Below are 16,574 nucleotides of genomic sequence, written 5' to 3'. Positions count from 1 at the left end.
CACGCCTGTGCCAACCACCTGTGAGGAGACAGACCACGATGAACGAACAGACGCGCCCCACCGAGGGTATCAGCGTATCTCCTGCGGAATCGACCGCGGTCGCCCCGCGTGTGGCGACGCTGCTCGACGCCGCCGCCGCGCGTCTCACGAAGGCGGGCGTCGACACCGCGCGCCACGACGCGAAGCTATTGCTCGCGGAGGCGACCGGAAGCACGCCGTCCGACGTGGACAAGGCCGCGCTGATGGACGACACGGTCGACCAGCTCACGTCCGCCGCGGAGGACGGCGAGCATGGCAACCGCCCCGCGCCGCTCGCCGAATTCGAATCCATGCTCGCCCGGCGCGAGGCACGCGAACCGTTGCAGCACATCGTGGGCCATGCGCCGTTCCGCTATCTTGAGCTGGAAGTGGGCCCCGGCGTATTCGTGCCGCGCCCCGAAACCGAGCTCGTGGTGCAGGAGGCAATCGACTGGATCACCGCACACGGCCTGTACTCGCCGCGCGTCGTCGACCTGTGCGCGGGAAGCGGTGCGATCGGACTGGCGATCGCCACCGAGGTCCCCGGCGCGCAGGTGTGGGCCGTCGAACTCGACACGCAGGCTGCGCAGTGGACGCGCCGCAACATGCACAAAGTCGGCGAGCGCTTCCCCGACCTCGTGGCGAACTACCATCTCGAAGTGGCCGACGCGACGTGCCCGGTCACGCTCGCCACACTCGACGGCACCGCCGACGTGGTGATCAGCAATCCGCCGTACATTCCGCTCACGAACGTGCCGCAACAGCCCGAAGTGCGCGACTTCGACCCCGACACCGCGCTCTATGGCGGCTCGGCCGACGGCATGATGATCCCCGAGCGCATCATCGTGCGCGCCGCCGCACTTGTGCGTGCAGGCGGCCTGTTCGTCATGGAGCATGACATCACGCAGGGCGACCGCACCGTCGCGTTCGCGCGCGCGAGCGGGTTCACGGAAGCACGCACGCACACGGATCTGACCGGACGGCCGCGCTACCTCGTCGCCACGCGGTAGCGTTCGGCAGCTGGCGCGTTGGCTGATTGCCGTACTAGGTTGGAATGAGACGCGCGTGCGCACGGTGTGATGAAGGAGGCAGTATGAGCCAGATACGCAAAGCAGATGAAGAGTCGTTCGCACAGGCGAAGCAGATCTTGGCGCGCGGCGGACTCGTGGTGATGCCCACCGACACCGTGTACGGCATTGTGTGCGACCCATGCAATCCAGAGGCGATCGCGCGCATCTACAAAGCGAAAGGGCGCCCGCAATACAAGGCGCTCCAAGTGATCATGGCTTCGGTGGACGATCTGGACGCGCTCGGGCTCGACCTGCCGTCGCCGCTCAACCGGCTCGCCGCGCAATTCCTGCCGGGCGCGTTCTCGCCGATCGCTGTGGCGCGCGACAGCAGCCCGTTGGCGACTGTGCGTGTGGCCCCGAACGGCGCGCGCACGCAGGGCATCCGCGTGCCGAACAGCGTCACGGCGCTCGCCATGCTGCGCGTGACCGGCCCGGTCGCCGCGTCGAGCGCGAACCGTTCGGGCGAACAGAGCGCGCATTGCGTGCAGGAGGCGGTGGAGTCGCTTGGAGATGCCATCGACTTGTACATCGACGGCGGCGCGACGGCCGGGCATGTGGCAAGCACTGTTGTGGCGGCCGACCCATATGGGCTCGACGGCATCGAGATCCTGCGCGAAGGCGTGATCCCGGCCGCGGTGATCCGCCGCGCGATCCACCTCAACGGTGGTGGTCTGGGCGCATGAGGGTCTATCTGTTCATCGCTTTGGTGGCGGCGTGCGCGACCTACCTGTTCACGCCGATCGTGCGCCATCTGGCGATTCGCTTGGGCGCGGTGGGGGAGGTGCGCAAACGCGACGTGCACACCATACCGACCCCGCGCATGGGTGGTCTGGCCATGCTGTGCGGATTCCTCACGGCCATGCTCTTCGCCTCCCGGCTTGACTTCCTGCAAGGCGTGTTCCGGCAGAACCACCAGGCGTGGATTGTGATGGCGGGCGCCATACTGATCTGCCTGCTGGGCATTGCCGATGACGTGTGGGATCTGGATTGGATGCTCAAACTCGCCGGGCAGCTGCTCATCGCGGTGTTCGTAGCATGGGGCGGCCTGCAGATCATCGCGTTGCCGATCGGCTCGCTTGTCACGGCGTCGCCGACGATTTCGATCGCCATCACGGCGCTGCTGATCGTCGTGTCGATCAACGCCGTCAATTTCGTGGACGGCCTCGACGGCCTCGCCGCCGGCATCGTGGCCATCGGCGGCATCGCGTTCGGCATCTACTCGTACATCCTCGCCCGCACCTCGCCCTCATACGCATCGATGGCCACGTTGCTCGACATTGCCATGGTGGGAATCTGCGTGGGCTTCCTGTTGCACAACTGGCACCCGGCGAAGCTGTTCATGGGCGACTCGGGGTCGATGCTGCTCGGTTATCTGATCACCTGCGCGTCAATCGTCATGACCGGCCGCCTCGACCCAGCCACGGTGAGCACGTCGATCTACCTGCCGGCGTTCATGCCGGTCTTGCTGCCGATCCTGGTGCTGTTTCTGCCGGTGCTCGACATGATGATGGCGATTGTGCGGCGCCTGCGCAAGGGGCAGTCGCCGATGCACCCGGACCGCATGCACCTGCACCACCGCATGCTGCGCATCGGGCACAGTGTGCGCGGGGCCGTGCTGATCCTGTGGGGGTGGGCGGCGCTGATTGCGTTCGGGTCGATCATGCTGCTGTTCTTCACGCCGTGGCATGTGTTCATCGTGTTCGCGGTGGCCGCGGTGATCCTTACAATCGCCACGATGGCGCCCTACCTCAACCGGTTTATGCGCGGCGCTGTCGAGGAGCTTCCCCATGACGATCAGGGGGAGCTGGGCGGCGGGGAGCGCCGGCGCAACGGGCGCGCCAAGCATATCCGTAACGCATAGCGGACAGCGGGTGGCATTCGTCGCCGCGAATTCATATAGTTGCTCTATGGCTACAAATCCTGATATGAATGCGCAATCCCCGTACGCCCCTCTCCCTCCGATTTTCGCCCAGCTTGGCCTCGCCTATGACGATGTGCTGCTGCTGCCGAACGAGACGGATGTAATCCCCTCCGAAGTGGACACCTCCACGCATCTGACCCGCAACATCACGATGAAGGTGCCGGCGATCTCGGCCGCCATGGATACCGTGACCGAAGCCGAAATGGCCATCGCCATGGCCCGCAACGGCGGCATCGGCGTGCTGCACCGCAACCTCTCGATCGACGACCAGGCGGCGCAGGTCGACGTGGTGAAGCGTTCGGAATCCGGCATGATCACCGACCCGCTCACGGTGAACCCCGACGTGACGCTCGCCGATCTGGACAAGCTGTGCGGCAAGTTCCACATCTCCGGCCTGCCGGTCGTGGACCGCGACAACAAGCTCGTCGGCATCATCACCAATCGCGACATGCGGTTCATCCCGTCCGAGGATTACGACCATCTGCGTGTGCGCGACGTGATGACGAAGGAGAACCTCATCACCGGCCCCGCCAACATCTCGAAGGCGGACGCGCATGACCTGCTCGCCAAGTTCAAGATCGAAAAGCTGCCGCTCGTCGATGCCGAAGGCCATCTGACCGGCCTGATCACGGTGAAGGATTTCGTGAAGACCGAGCAGTACCCGGATGCCACGAAGGACGAGCAGGGCCGTCTGCGCGTGGCCGCCGGCATCGGCTACCTCGGCGACGCATGGCAGCGCGCCTCGGCACTGATGGAAGCCGGCGTGGATGTGCTCGTGGTCGACACCGCCAACGGCGAAGCGAAGATCGCGCTCGACATGATCCGCCGCATCAAGAGCGACTCCGCGTTCAAGGGCGTCGACATCATCGGCGGCAACATCGCCACGCGCCAGGGCGCGCAGGCGATGATCGACGCCGGTGTGGACGCCGTCAAGGTGGGCGTGGGCCCCGGCTCGATCTGCACGACGCGCGTCGTGGCGGGCGTCGGCGTGCCGCAGCTGACCGCGGTCTACGAAGCCGCGCGCGCCTGCCGCGCCGCCGGTGTGCCGTGCATCGCGGACGGTGGCATCCACTATTCCGGCGACATCGCCAAGGCCCTCGTGGCCGGCGCGAGCTCGGTCATGCTCGGCGGCGTGCTCGCCGGCTGCGAGGAGGCGCCGGGCGAGAAAGTGCTGCTGCACGGCAAGCAGTACAAGCTCTACCGTGGCATGGGTTCGATGGGCGCCATGGCCCCGCGCGGCAAGAAGTCGTATTCGAAGGACCGCTACTTCCAGTCCGACGTGACGAGCACCGACAAGATCGTGCCGGAAGGCGTGGAAGGCGAAGTGCCATACCGCGGACCGCTCAACGCCGTGCTCTACCAGATGATCGGCGGCCTGCACCAGTCGATGTTCTACATCGGCGCGCACAACATCCCCGAGATGAGCGAAAAGGGCCGCTTCATCCGCATCACCGACGCGGGCCTGCGCGAATCCCACCCGCACGACATCGTGATGACGGCCGAGGCGCCGAACTACTCGGGCCGCTGACGGCGAGAAGAACCAATGGATAGGGGCCGCGCGCATGCTGCCATGCATGTGCGCGGCCCTTGCCATATGCCGATACCGGCATGCACATACAAAAAGAAGGGGACAATGATGACACAGAAGGAAACGCATAGGCATATGGTTGGAGGCAAGGCCATTGCGGCATTGCTGGCGGTGGGGCTCGACAGCAAGGGGTTCACTGGCATGGCGCTATGAGTATCAAGGCACCGCCCCCACGCGTATAGTGGGCAGTTGTTCTGCGGTCAGGATAGAACTTGGCGCACTACGGCAGCGTGAGGTAGTCTCGAATGTTCACAAACGCGACGCATGCGCAGCACGGAACGCACCTGCCGCACCCAACGAGGAAAAGAGGAACCACATGGTGGACGCACACGACGACGAAGTGTATTCGGCAAAGAACTCCCGGCTCATCTGGATCGACTGCGAGATGACCGGGCTCGACATCTTCCACGACGAGCTGTGCGAGATCTCCGTGGTGCCGACCGATTTCGAACTCAACGTGCTCGACGAGGGCATCGACTTCGTGATCAAGCCGTCCGACGCGGCCGTGGCACATATGAACGACTTCGTGCGCGCCATGCACACCCGTTCCGGACTCATCGACGAATGGGCCGACGGCCTTGACGTGGCCGAGGCCGAACGCCGTGTGATCGAGTACGTGAAGCAGTTCACCCCGGAAGGCGTCAAGCCGCTGCTCGCCGGCAACTCCGTGGGCTCCGACAAGAAGTTCCTCGACCGGTACATGCCCGGTCTGATGGAACACCTACACTACCGCGTGATCGATGTGAGCACGATCAAGGAGCTCGCCCGCCGCTGGTACCCGGCCGTCTACCGCAACCGCCCTGCCAAGAATGGCGGCCACCGCGCGCTCGCCGACATCATCGAATCGCTTGACGAACTGCGCTACTACCGTGCCGCGGTCATGGCACCAGAACCGGGGCCCAGTGACGCCCAGGCGCAGCAGATCGCCACGGCGGTGGAACAGTCAAGCATCCTGAACAAGTGACCGAAAGCTGGCATGGGCATGACCGATGAACTGAAGGATTGGACCTCAATCGACACACCGCAGGACATTCGCCTCGTGGTGGCGGATATGGATGGCACACTGCTCGACGGCGACAGCGAGCTGCCAGTGGGTTTCTGGCCGCTGCTGGACCGCCTTGAACAGCGTGGCATCACATTCGTGCCCGCGAGCGGCCGCCAATACCAGACGCTGCAGCAGATGTTCGCGCGCGCGGGCCGGCCGATGTCGGTCATCGCGGAAAACGGCAACGTGGTGGCGGTCGACGGCCAGGTCGTGGAGACGCACGGTGTGAACCACGAGATCACCGACGAGACAATCAGCATGGTCGAATCCACGAGCGAAAACCTGGGGCTCGTCATATGCGGGCTCAACAGCGCGTACATCCAGCGCACCGATACACCGTTCGTGACCGAGGCGAGCAAATACTACAAGGTGCTCACCGAAGTCAAGGATCTGCGCGAGGTGCTGCGGTACCCCGATGAGAAGATCCTCAAGCTCGCCATCTTCGACTTCGGCGACGCCGAAGCCATGGCGCGCAAGGAGCTCGGGTTCGTGCAGGACCCGTACGAGTATGTGGTTTCGGGCGCGCATTGGGTCGACATCATGGACAAGCATGTGGACAAGGGCGAAGGCGTCAAGGCCATCCAGCGCGCCCTTGGCGTGACCAGCGCGCAGACTGCCGCGTTCGGCGATTACCTCAACGACATCGGCATGCTCAACGAAGCGGGGTTCTCGTTCGCCATGGCCAATGCGCACGACGGCGTCAAGAAGGCGGCGCGCTACCTTGCGCCGGCGAACACCGAAGAAGGTGTGATCCGCGTCGTGGACCGGATGGTCGGCTGACATGCGGCAATCCGAAGCGCTGAGCATCATGGAGGCCGGCGCCAATGTGTTCCTCACCGGCGCGCCGGGCGCGGGCAAGACCTATACACTCAACGAGTTCATCCACCACGCCCGCGCGCATGGCGCGTCGGTCGCCGTCACTGCGTCCACCGGCATCGCAGCCACACACATCAATGGCCAGACGATCCATTCATGGAGCGGTGCGGGCGTGGCGACCGCGCTCACCGAGCAGCTCATCAAGCTCATCCGCAGCCGCCGGCGCACCAAGCTCAACGCGGCGGACGTGCTCGTCATCGACGAGGTCTCGATGATGCATGCGTGGCTGTTCGACATGGTCGACCAGATCTGCCGCATCGTGCGCCACGACAGCCGTCCGTTCGGCGGGCTGCAGGTGGTGCTTTCGGGTGATTTCTTCCAACTGCCTCCGGTCAGTGTCTCCTCCCGCAACCACGACGTGATCACACCGAGTCCGGAATACCTGGCCTCGCGTGAGCGGTATGCGCGCGCCGGCCGCAATCCGGAGGGGTTCATCACCGAATCGTTCGCGTGGAGCGAGCTTGATCCGGTGATCTGTTATCTCGACGAACAGCACCGTCAGGACGACGGCCAACTGCTGCGCGTGCTCACTGACATCCGTCAGGGCTGTGTGAGCCAGCGGGACCGCGATATGCTCGTCACGCGCCTCGGTGTGCTGCCCGAGCCGGGACGGCAGGCGGTGAGCCTGTTCCCGGTGAACAGGCAGGCGGACCAACTCAACGACCAACGCCTGCGGCAGATCGACGCCGAAGAGCACACGTTCGCGGCGCAGACGGCGGGGCCGGCGAACCTCGTGGAACGGCTCGAACGCAACATGCTCGCGCCGAAACTGCTCGTGCTCAAAGCCGGGGCGGAGGTGATGGCCGTGCGCAACGACCAGGATCACCAGTACGTCAACGGCTCGCTCGGCACTGTGCGCGGATTCGCGAACGAGAACAAGGGCGGCTGGCCGATCGTCGAGTTCGAGAACGGCAACACGGTGACGATGAAACCAAGCGATTGGCAGATGATGGACGGCGAGACCGTGCTCGCCGCGGTTTCGCAAGTGCCGCTGCGGTGTGCATGGGCGATCACGATCCACAAGTCGCAGGGCATGACGCTCGACTCCGCGGTGATGGACCTCAAGCGCACATTCGCGCCCGGTATGGGGTACGTGGCGCTGTCGCGCGTGGAGCGGCTCAACGGGCTGTACCTGACCGGGGTGAACGAGCGCATGTTCCTCGTGAGCGACGACGCAATCCGGCTTGATGGCGACCTGCGCGCCAAGTCGGCGGAAGCGGTGCGGCAATTGGCGCACGATGGCGCCGAGTCGTTCGTGCAGCGGCAGCGCGCGCATGAGGAAGACGAGTTCATGCAGGACGAGCTGTTCTAACTGGACTTCGGGCGGCGTGCGCGCGGCGCGGAATACGCTCTGCGAAGTGCCGGCACGTGTGTGAGACGGCCGTAACTACAATGGGTTGCTGTGAACCAGTACGCGGGTATGATGCCCGCGCCCGCAGCAATCAAGAAGAGGAGACGCCATGAAGCACAGGAACGCATACATCATTTCGGGGATCGGCGCGATCGTGCTGTTCGTGGCGTTCATCATGTACAACTCGGCGCCGGTGCCGGTGTGGAACTGGGTCAAGCTGTCGGATCTGCTCACCATTGTGGGCGGGCTTATGTTCATCGTGCCGTTCTACCAGCTTTCGGTGCGCGCTAAGACGCGCGAACACGCGCCGAATCCGTGGGTGTGGCAGCTGCTGCCGGTCGTGGGCATGGTCGTCATGGTGATCGGCCTGCTCATCCCCAACGACTTCGTCTCGTTCGGCGCCGTGGCATTGTGCGATGTGCTGTATTTCATCGGCTGCGTGTGCATGCTCATGATCTTCATCTACCCGCTGCACACGGTGAACGACGAGATGCTCGAGGAGGATGTGGAAAGCCGCACCGGCGACGGTAGGTGAACCGCCCGCAGATGTCTGGGAATACGCATAATTTGACAGTATGACTACTGCACTTCGAATGTCCACGTTGTTCCTGCGTACGCTGCGCGAAGACCCCGCAGACGCAGACGTCGATTCCGCAAAACTGCTCCAGCGCGCCGGCTATATCCGCAAGGCCGCGCCCGGCATCTGGACGTGGCTGCCGCTCGGCCTGTCCGTGCTCAACAAGATCGAGGAGATCATCCGCGAGGAGATCAACGGCATCGGCGCGCAGGAGGTGCATTTCCCCGCGCTGCTGCCGCGCGAGCCGTATGAGGCGACCCACCGTTGGGAGGAGTACGGCGACAACATCTTCCGTTTGAAGGACCGCCACGAGTCCGACTATCTGCTCGCCCCCACGCACGAGGAGATGTTCACGCTGCTCGTGAAGGACATGTATTCGTCGTACAAGGACCTGCCCGTCACGCTGTACCAGATCCAGACGAAGTACCGCGACGAGTTCCGTCCGCGCGCGGGGCTCATCCGCGGCCGCGAGTTCATCATGAAGGATGCCTATTCGTTCACCGTGGACGAAGAGGGCATGCGCCAGGCGTACATGGACGAGCGCGGCGCGTATGAGCGCATCTTCCAGCGCCTCGACCTGAAGTATGTGCCAGTGTTCGCCATGAGCGGCCCGATGGGCGGCTCGGCGTCCGAGGAGTTCCTCGCGCCAATGCCGATCGGTGAAGACACGTTCGCGCTCGCGCCCTCTGGCAAGGCATGGAATGTGGAGGCGCTGCACACGCCCGAAGTGGAGGAGATCGATGCGTCCGCGACGCCCGCCGCGACGAAGCGCGCCACGCCGAACGCGCGCACGATCGACGAGATGGTGGCGTTCGCGAACGCCGAATACCCGCGCGAGGACGGCCGTGACTGGGCCGCCGCGGACATCCTGAAGAACGTCGTCGTGGCGGTGAAGCACGCCGAGGACGACGAGCATGACGAGCCGTGGCGTGAACTGGTCGTTGTGGGCATTCCGGGCGACCGCACGATCGACATGAAGCGGCTCGAGGCGCAGTTCGCCCCGGCCGAACTCGAGGAGGCGACCGAAGAGGACCTCAAGGCGCACCCCGAACTCGTGCAGGGCTACATCGGACCGATGGCGTTCGGCCCGCAGAACGACGGCGACAATGCGCTGCGCTACTTCATCGACGCGCACGTGGCCCGCGGTTCGGCGTGGTTCACCGGCGCCGACGAAGTGGATGTGGATTACTACGACCTGGTGTACGGCCGTGATTTCGAGGCCGACGGCGTGGTGGAGGCCGTCGAGGTGCGCGATGGCGACATGAGCCCGGACGGCTCGGGCCCGCTCAGCTTCGAACGCGGCGTGGAGATCGGCCAGGTGTTCCAGCTCGGCCTCAAGTACTCCGAGGCACTCGGCCTCAAGGTGCTCGACCAGAACGGCAAGACGGTGCCGGTATGGATGGGCTGCTACGGCATCGGCGTGAGCCGTGTGCTCGCATGCATCGCCGAGACGCACCACGACGACCGTGGCCTGGCATGGCCGGCGAATATCGCACCCGCCCAGGTGCACATCGTGGCCACCGGCAAGGACGCACAGGCGTTCGAGGCCGCCGAAACACTCGTGGCCGAACTCGAGGGCCGCGGCATCGAGGTCATCTTCGACGACCGCAAGAAGGTCTCGCCGGGCGTCAAGTTCAAAGACGCCGAACTCATCGGCGTGCCGATCATCGCCGTCGCGGGCCGCGACACCGTCAACAACGGCACAATCGAAGTGCGTGACCGCAACGGCGAGAACAACCAGGCGGTGCCAGCGGAATCCGCCGCGCAGGTGATCGCCGACCGCCTTGAGGCCATGCTCAAGTAACCGGGTCATAGCTAGGGCAGCCAGCCAACATATTGTGGGCGGGGTGTGGATGGAGCTGACTCCATCCACACCCCGCCTTTGTCATGGGGCGTCCGACCACAGGGGATCGTTTGATTTGCCTCGGGCCTGAGCGCTGGGCGACAGTGGATGCAGGCACCATGCACGGACGCATGGTTCTGCACGAAAGGATCCATCATGGCACTGCAACAGGCTCTCGTCACCATCACCGGCAATGTGGGCAACGACCCCACGCTCTATGGCAAAGACCCCGCCAAACCGGCGTGCGTTTTCAGAATGGGGTGCACGCGCCGGTATCTCGACAAAACCGGCACATGGCAACAGCTGCCCACCACATGGATTGCCGTCAAAGCGTTCCGTTCGCTCGCGCTCAACATCATGGGCTCCATCCGCAAAGGCAATCCGGTCATCGTCTGCGGTGTGCTCGGCACCGAGGAATGGGCGGGCGAGGACGGCGAGATGCATTCGCGGCTCGTCCTCGAAGCGAGCAATGTGGGGCACGACCTCAATTACGTCACCACAATCTGCCGCAGGATGGCGAAGGAGTCCACAGGTGAGGGCAACGACGAACGCGTGCAGGCGCCCGCGGCGCAGACCACGCCGCCGACGCCCGCAGATACAGAAGCGGCCGCACCGGTCGAATTGGTCGGTGCGGCCGCCATGCCACCAAGCCAAGGTGACGGTGCCCCGGAAACCGCACCACCCGCACAATCCACGGCAGGCGGCGGGACGGACCATCCCCATGAGGAATTCACCGATGAGAAGCCGTCGTTCTAAGGCACGCAAACCGGATTACCAGATGTGCACGCGTTCCTCGGGCTTGAGCCACATGCGGTCTTCGGGCGTCACGCCGAAGGCCTTGTAGAACAGGTCCACATTGCGCGCGATGCCGTTGGTGCGGTTCTCGGCGGGGGAATGCGGGTCGATCTGCAGGTACTGTTCGGCCAGTTCGTCGCGGTTCTTGGTGCGCCAGATGGCCGCATAGCCCAGGAAGAAACGCTGCAGTCCGGTGAACCCGTCGAGCACCGGCGCCTCGTCAAGCGCGGCCTCGATACCGGCGGGCGATCCGTCAATCGGGCGTCCGGCTGCTTCGTCGAGGGCGAAGGCGTAGGCTTTGAGCGCGATGTTGACGCCGCTCAGATCGCCGATGTTCTCACCGATCGTCAGCGCGCCGTTCACATGCGGGGCCTGATCGGGATTGTCCGCATACTTCTCCTGCAGCTGCACCGGCACGAACTGGTCGTACTGCGCGATGAGCGCCTTGGTCAGTTCCTGGAACCGCTGCTTGTCTTCGGCGGTCCACCAGTCCTCGAGCTTGCCTTCGCCGTTGAACTGTGCGCCCTGATCGTCGAAACCATGGCCGATCTCGTGGCCGATCACCGAGCCGATGCCGCCGTAGTTGACGGCGTCCTCAGCCTCAGGGTTGAAGAACGGCGGCTGCAGGATCGCTGCGGGGAACACGATGATGTTGAGCGTCGGCTCGTAATACGCGTTCACTGTTTGCGGGTTCATGAGCCACTCGTCCTTGTCCACCGGCTTGCCGCACTTGGCCATCTGGTAGCCGAATTCGTACACGGCGGCGGCGCGCATGTTCTCGACGAGACCGGAGTCGGCATGCACGTCGAGCGCCGTGTAGTCGCGCCAGTGGTTCGTGTAGCCGATCTTCGCCTCGAAGTGGTCGAGCTTATCGAGCGCCTTGCGCTTCGTCTCGTCGCCGAGCCAGTCGCTGTTGAGGATTGAGACGTGGTAGGCCTCGATCAGATTGTGCACGAGCTCTTCCATGCGCGTCTTCGACGATTCGGGGAAGTGCTTGCGCACGTAGATGCGGCCCACGTCCTCACCGCAGATGCCGTTGACGAGCGAGACGCCGCGCTTCCAACGCACGCGCTGCTCCTTGGTGCCCGAAAGCGTCTTGCCGTAGAACTCGAAATTCGCGGAATCGAAGTCGCGGCTCAGCATGCTCGCGCGGCCCACGATCGTGTGCACGCGTGCCCACAGCTTGAGGTCGTCGAGCTGGGCGTCGCGCCAGAACTCGTTGAGGCCGGTGAAGAACGACGGCTCCATCACATTCACATGCGCGAGCGCGCCGAGCACGTCCACGGCGTAGGTGCGGGAGGTGGCGGACCCGTCATAGGCGCGCTGCACGGCCTGCGCCCACGCCTCGATGTCGAAGTCGGCGAGCATCGTCTTGAGTTCGGCGAAGTCGGTGGGATTGTTCGTCTTCTGCGAGTCGCGCGTCGCCACGTTGTCCCAGTGGTGCGCGGCGATGGCCGTCTCCACGTCGAGCAGGCGCTGGGCCTGCTCCTGCGCTTCGTCGTCGTGCGCACAGCCCGCGTTCCTGAGCTGGGCCGCCACCATGCGCACATAGGCGTCGCGGATCGGCGCGTAGTGGTCCTCGCGGTAGTACGCCTCGTCGGGCAGGCCGAGCCCGCCCTGGCTCATGTGCATGATGTTCACGTCGGGGTTGTTGAAGTCGCCGAAGATGTCGAACCCGAACAGGTCCGGGCCGCCGTAGGGGCTCATCGCGCCGAGCGCCTCGGTCAGCGCGGCCTTCGAATCGGCGTTGTCGATCGCGTCCAGGTCTGCGCGGATCGGTTCTACGCCTGCGGCCTCCACGGCGTCGGTGTCGAGGAACGAGGCATACAGTGTCTTCGATTTGGCGGCCTCGTCGCCGCTGGACTCGAGGATGTCACGGATTTGCTGCTCGGCATTTTCGGCGAGTCGGTCGAACGAGCCGAAGCGCGAACGGTCGTCGGGCAGGATGTACGTGTCGATCCACGGGCCGTTCACGTAGCGGAACAGGTCGTCCGCGGGCTTGATCACCGAGGAGAAAGAGGAGGGGTCGATGCCTGAAGAGAGTGGGGCATGTGCGGTGTTCGCAGTGGTTGTGCTAGTCATGGCTCCACACTATAGAGCTTTCGTGACATAGCGGCAGGTGCGCGGGTATGCGTCAGGCCTTGCGTGAGGCCATGAATCGGTGGATTTGTCAAAAGGATACGCTGACCGTAAAAAATGCGTAAAGTGCACTTCGGCGCCCAAAAATGGGCGAGACTTGAAGAAGGTTCGGTTGCCTGCAGTGCAGGCAGGCATCCATGCAAGCCTCAGCAAAGGCGTGCGCTCCGGCTCCGGCCGGCGGTGCGCGTGAGAATAGCAAAGGAAGGAAGGGAACATCATGTCCACTCCATACCAGGATCCAAACAGCAATTTCTGGGACAGCCCGTTCAAACTCGTGCAGGAGGCTCTGCCGACGGGCGCGAAGAACGCCGTGCGCACCGCCTACGCGATCATCGGCATCGCCGCCCTCGCATTGGGCATCTGCCTGCTCGTGTGGCCGGGAGCCACGCTCAAGGTGGCGTGCATCGTGCTCGGCATATACTTCCTCGTCTCCGGCATCGTGCGCATCGTGAGCTCGATCGTTGAGGTCGGCCTGCCGGGTGGCTGGCGTGTGCTTGGCATCCTCGTCGGCATCATCCTTGTGGTGGGCGGCGTCGTTGTGCTCAAGAACGTCACCATTTCCACGGCCATGCTCGCGGTCATGTTCACCCTCATCGTGGGCATCGGCTGGATCATGGAAGGTGTGATGTCGCTCGTGGAATCCTGGCAGGTCCAGGGCTCCGGCTGGGCAATCGCCTATGGCATCATCTCGATCCTCGCCGGCTTCGTGCTGCTGTGCATGCCGATCGCATCCACGGTATGGCTCATCATCTTCGGTGGCTGCGCCATGATCGTCATGGGCATCTTCGCGATCATCCGCGCGTTCACGTTCGGTCGTGTGTCGAAGAACGCCGCCAACTGATTGACGCGCAGACGCGTTCCGTATTGCAAAGGCCCGCTGGCTCAACCGCCGGCAGGCCTTTTGCAATACGCGCGTCACGCGCTCGGTTGTAAGGCGCGGGGGATAGGCTGAAAGCGGTTGTGCACATAGGCATACACAAGTCATAAGTACAAAGGTGGCACATTTCATGATTGAACTGAAGACCAACACCGAGATCGAGGAGATGAAGCCAGCGGGCCGGTTCGTGGGCGGGATCCTGCACGACCTGCAGGAGTTCACCAAGGTGGGCACCAACCTGCTGGAGATCGACGAATTCGTGCACCAGCGCATCGTGGACCGCCCGGGCGCCGAATCCTGCTATGTGGATTACGCGCCGGACTTCGGCACCGGCCCCTTCGCGCACTACATCTGCACGTCGGTGAACGACGCCGTGCTGCATGGCGTGCCGTACGACTACAACCTCAAAGACGGCGATCTGGTGAGCCTCGACCTCGCGATCAATGTGGACGGCTGGGTCGCCGACTCCGCAGTGAGCTTCGTCGTCGGCAAGGATAAGGACCCCGAGGACCTGCGCCTGATCAAGAGCACCCAGGAGGCGCTCGCTGCCGGCATCGCCGCAGCACAACCCGGCAACCGCCTCGGTGACATCTCGCATGCCATCGGCGACGTGGCGCGCGCCTATGGGTACCCGATCAACCTTGAATTCGGTGGCCACGGCGTGGGCCGCATCATGCACGGCGACCCGCACGTGCCGAACGACGGCCGCGCGCACCACGGCTACAAGCTGCGCCCGGGCCTCGTGATTGCCATCGAACCATGGTTCCTCAAGACGACCGACGAGATCTACCAGGACCCGAAGGACGGTTGGACGCTGCGCAGCGAGGACGGCTCCCGTGGCGCCCACAGCGAGCATACGATCGCGATCACCGAAAGCGGTCCGATTGTGCTCACGCAACGCGAAGGCGATCCGATCTCGGCTGAGTTCCGGGGCTGATCCCATCCAAACCATGCGGCCGGTCCGCACATCCGTGCGGACCGGCCGCATGGTCGTGGCGCCCATGTTCCCGCGATGAGAGAGGGCTGGTGCTGCACGCGCTTTTGAGACGCGGGGGCGCCTCGAAACGCGAATACCCTATAGTGGTCGGCAATGTCCGGAGCCGGACGGCGTGCGGACCATACCCGGTCCCGCCGAGGGACCGGTCTGAAGGAATCACCAACATACAGGAGGCGGCATGGGCGTAGCGCAGTTGCATGTGGAATCCAATCAGTTCGAATTGCCGGTCGTGCAGGCGAGCGCGGGGCCTGACGGCATCGTCATGTCGTCGCTGCGCAACGACAATTGGGTGTCGCTCGATCCAGGATTCCTGACGACCGCGCAGTGCGAGTCGAAGATCACCTACATCGACGGCGAGCATTCGATCCTGCGGTACCGCGGCTATCCGATCGAACAGCTGTGCGAACGTTCTGACTTCCTTGAGGTCTCGTGGCTGCTGCGCAACGGCGAACTGCCCACGGCCGCGCAGTACGAGAGGTTCGTCGACGACATCAACCACCATACGATGGTCGGTGAGGATTTCCGCACCTTCATGGGGTCGTTCCCGCGCGAAGCACAGCCGATGAGCGTCATGGCGTCCGCCATCAACGCGCTTGCCGCCTTCAACCCCGACACGACCGACATCACCGACCCGGACCAGCTTGACGCGGCGGCCACGATCATCATGGCGAAGGCGCGCACGGTCGTCAGCTACATCCTGCGTCGCCGGCGCGACGAGCCGATGCTTTACCCGGATTACGCGCGCGGCTATGTCGATGATTTCATCCGCATGTGCTTCGCCGTGCCGTACGAGCAGTTCGAATCCGACCCGCTGTACGTGCACGCGCTCGGCCGTTTGCTCATCATCCACGCCGACCATGAGCAGAACTGTTCGACCTCCGTCGTGCGCATCGCCGGCTCCGCGCACGCGAACCTGTATTCTGCCGTGGCCGCCGGTATCAACGCGCTGTCCGGGCCGCTGCACGGCGGTGCGAACGAAGCGGCCCTGCGCCAGCTCATGGCGATCCGTGATTCCGGCATGAATGTGCGCGAATTCGTCGACCGCGCGAAGCTCAACGGCGACCGCATCTCCGGGCTGGGGCACCGTGTCTACAAGTCCTATGATCCGCGCGCGGCAATCGCGAAGCATTATCTGGGCAAGATCATGGAGCAGACGGACACGCTCAAACTGCTGCCGGGGGACGAGGAGCTGTTCGATGTGGCGCTGGAGCTTGAGGACATCGCGCTGCACGACGACTATTTCATCTCGCGTCACCTGTATCCGAACGTCGACTTCTACACCGGCCTGATCTACCGCGCGATTGGTTTCGGCCCTTCGATGTTCACGCCACTGTTCGCCTTGGGGCGCATCCCCGGCTGGATCGCCCAGTACCGCGAGATGCTCGCCGACCCGATGACCAAGATTGGCCGCCCGCGCCAGGTGTACACCGGCGAGGTGCTGCGCGACTACGTGCCGATGGACGAGCGCGAGGACTGA

14 protein-coding genes are annotated in these 16,574 nt (G+C 64.1%); 13 read left to right on the top strand and 1 reads right to left on the bottom strand.

The window, feature by feature from the left end:
• Positions 1 to 38: 38 nt before the first annotated feature.
• The 10 genes from prmC to OU02_RS01140 all read left to right on the top strand — a co-directional run bounded on the left by prmC (position 39) and on the right by OU02_RS01140 (position 11,045).
• Entirely contained in the window at positions 39 to 1,028 is a 990-nt protein-coding gene (gene prmC / locus OU02_RS01185) for a peptide chain release factor N(5)-glutamine methyltransferase (protein WP_080720443.1), read from the top strand.
• Positions 1,029 to 1,111: 83 nt separating this feature from the next.
• Positions 1,112 to 1,771, top strand: a complete 660-nt coding sequence (locus OU02_RS01180; RefSeq protein WP_033488381.1) for an L-threonylcarbamoyladenylate synthase — start codon at positions 1,112 to 1,114, stop codon at positions 1,769 to 1,771.
• Positions 1,768 to 2,949 carry an MraY family glycosyltransferase gene (locus OU02_RS01175; RefSeq protein WP_033488380.1) on the top strand — a complete coding sequence of 394 codons (1,182 nt, stop codon included), beginning with the start codon at positions 1,768 to 1,770 and terminating at the stop codon, positions 2,947 to 2,949. Before OU02_RS01180 ends, OU02_RS01175 begins: the two co-directional genes overlap by 4 nt.
• A gap of 46 nt (positions 2,950 to 2,995) precedes the next feature.
• Positions 2,996 to 4,537: an IMP dehydrogenase gene (guaB, locus tag OU02_RS01170; RefSeq protein WP_033488379.1), complete on the top strand. Its 1,542-nt coding sequence runs from the start codon at positions 2,996 to 2,998 to the stop codon at positions 4,535 to 4,537.
• A gap of 376 nt (positions 4,538 to 4,913) precedes the next feature.
• The gene (gene orn / locus OU02_RS01165) at positions 4,914 to 5,561 is read left to right on the top strand and encodes an oligoribonuclease (protein ID WP_033488378.1); all 648 of its coding nucleotides are present in this window, start codon (positions 4,914 to 4,916) and stop codon (positions 5,559 to 5,561) included.
• An 18-nt stretch (positions 5,562 to 5,579) separates the two neighbouring features.
• On the top strand, positions 5,580 to 6,422 hold the full coding sequence (locus tag OU02_RS01160; protein WP_033488377.1) for a Cof-type HAD-IIB family hydrolase: 843 nt from the start codon (positions 5,580 to 5,582) through the stop codon (positions 6,420 to 6,422).
• A 1-nt stretch (position 6,423) separates the two neighbouring features.
• A complete protein-coding gene (locus tag OU02_RS01155; protein WP_033488376.1) occupies positions 6,424 to 7,830 on the top strand; it encodes a PIF1 family DEAD/DEAH box helicase in 1,407 nt (468 codons plus the stop codon).
• Between the two features lie 148 nt (positions 7,831 to 7,978).
• Complete coding sequence (locus tag OU02_RS01150; protein ID WP_033488375.1) at positions 7,979 to 8,404, top strand: hypothetical protein; 426 nt, start codon at positions 7,979 to 7,981, stop codon at positions 8,402 to 8,404.
• A 58-nt stretch (positions 8,405 to 8,462) separates the two neighbouring features.
• Positions 8,463 to 10,250 carry a proline--tRNA ligase gene (locus OU02_RS01145; RefSeq protein ID WP_033488374.1) on the top strand — a complete coding sequence of 596 codons (1,788 nt, stop codon included), beginning with the start codon at positions 8,463 to 8,465 and terminating at the stop codon, positions 10,248 to 10,250.
• Between the two features lie 195 nt (positions 10,251 to 10,445).
• Positions 10,446 to 11,045, top strand: coding sequence for a single-stranded DNA-binding protein (locus OU02_RS01140; RefSeq protein ID WP_051918168.1), 600 nt, complete (start codon positions 10,446 to 10,448; stop codon positions 11,043 to 11,045).
• A gap of 15 nt (positions 11,046 to 11,060) precedes the next feature.
• Here OU02_RS01140 and OU02_RS01135 read toward each other — a convergent pair whose 3' ends face one another.
• On the bottom strand, positions 11,061 to 13,166 hold the full coding sequence (locus OU02_RS01135) for a M13 family metallopeptidase (RefSeq protein ID WP_051918169.1): 2,106 nt from the start codon (positions 13,164 to 13,166) through the stop codon (positions 11,061 to 11,063).
• Between the two features lie 274 nt (positions 13,167 to 13,440).
• Here OU02_RS01135 and OU02_RS01130 point away from each other — a divergent pair, with 274 nt between their 5' ends.
• The 3 genes from OU02_RS01130 to OU02_RS01120 all read left to right on the top strand — a co-directional run bounded on the left by OU02_RS01130 (position 13,441) and on the right by OU02_RS01120 (position 16,574).
• Positions 13,441 to 14,064 (top strand): HdeD family acid-resistance protein, encoded by a 624-nt coding sequence (locus tag OU02_RS01130; RefSeq protein WP_033488373.1) that lies wholly within the window; start codon positions 13,441 to 13,443, stop codon positions 14,062 to 14,064.
• A 166-nt stretch (positions 14,065 to 14,230) separates the two neighbouring features.
• On the top strand, positions 14,231 to 15,037 hold the full coding sequence (map, locus tag OU02_RS01125; RefSeq protein WP_033488372.1) for a type I methionyl aminopeptidase: 807 nt from the start codon (positions 14,231 to 14,233) through the stop codon (positions 15,035 to 15,037).
• Between the two features lie 238 nt (positions 15,038 to 15,275).
• Positions 15,276 to 16,574 carry a citrate synthase gene (locus OU02_RS01120; RefSeq protein ID WP_033488371.1) on the top strand — a complete coding sequence of 433 codons (1,299 nt, stop codon included), beginning with the start codon at positions 15,276 to 15,278 and terminating at the stop codon, positions 16,572 to 16,574.

The sequence above is a fragment of the Bifidobacterium pseudolongum subsp. pseudolongum DSM 20099 genome (genome assembly GCF_000771225.1).
In the GTDB taxonomy this organism is placed as follows: domain Bacteria; phylum Actinomycetota; class Actinomycetes; order Actinomycetales; family Bifidobacteriaceae; genus Bifidobacterium; species Bifidobacterium pseudolongum.
Note: the sequence above shows the minus strand (reverse complement) of the source record. Positions and strands in the feature narration are given on the sequence as shown.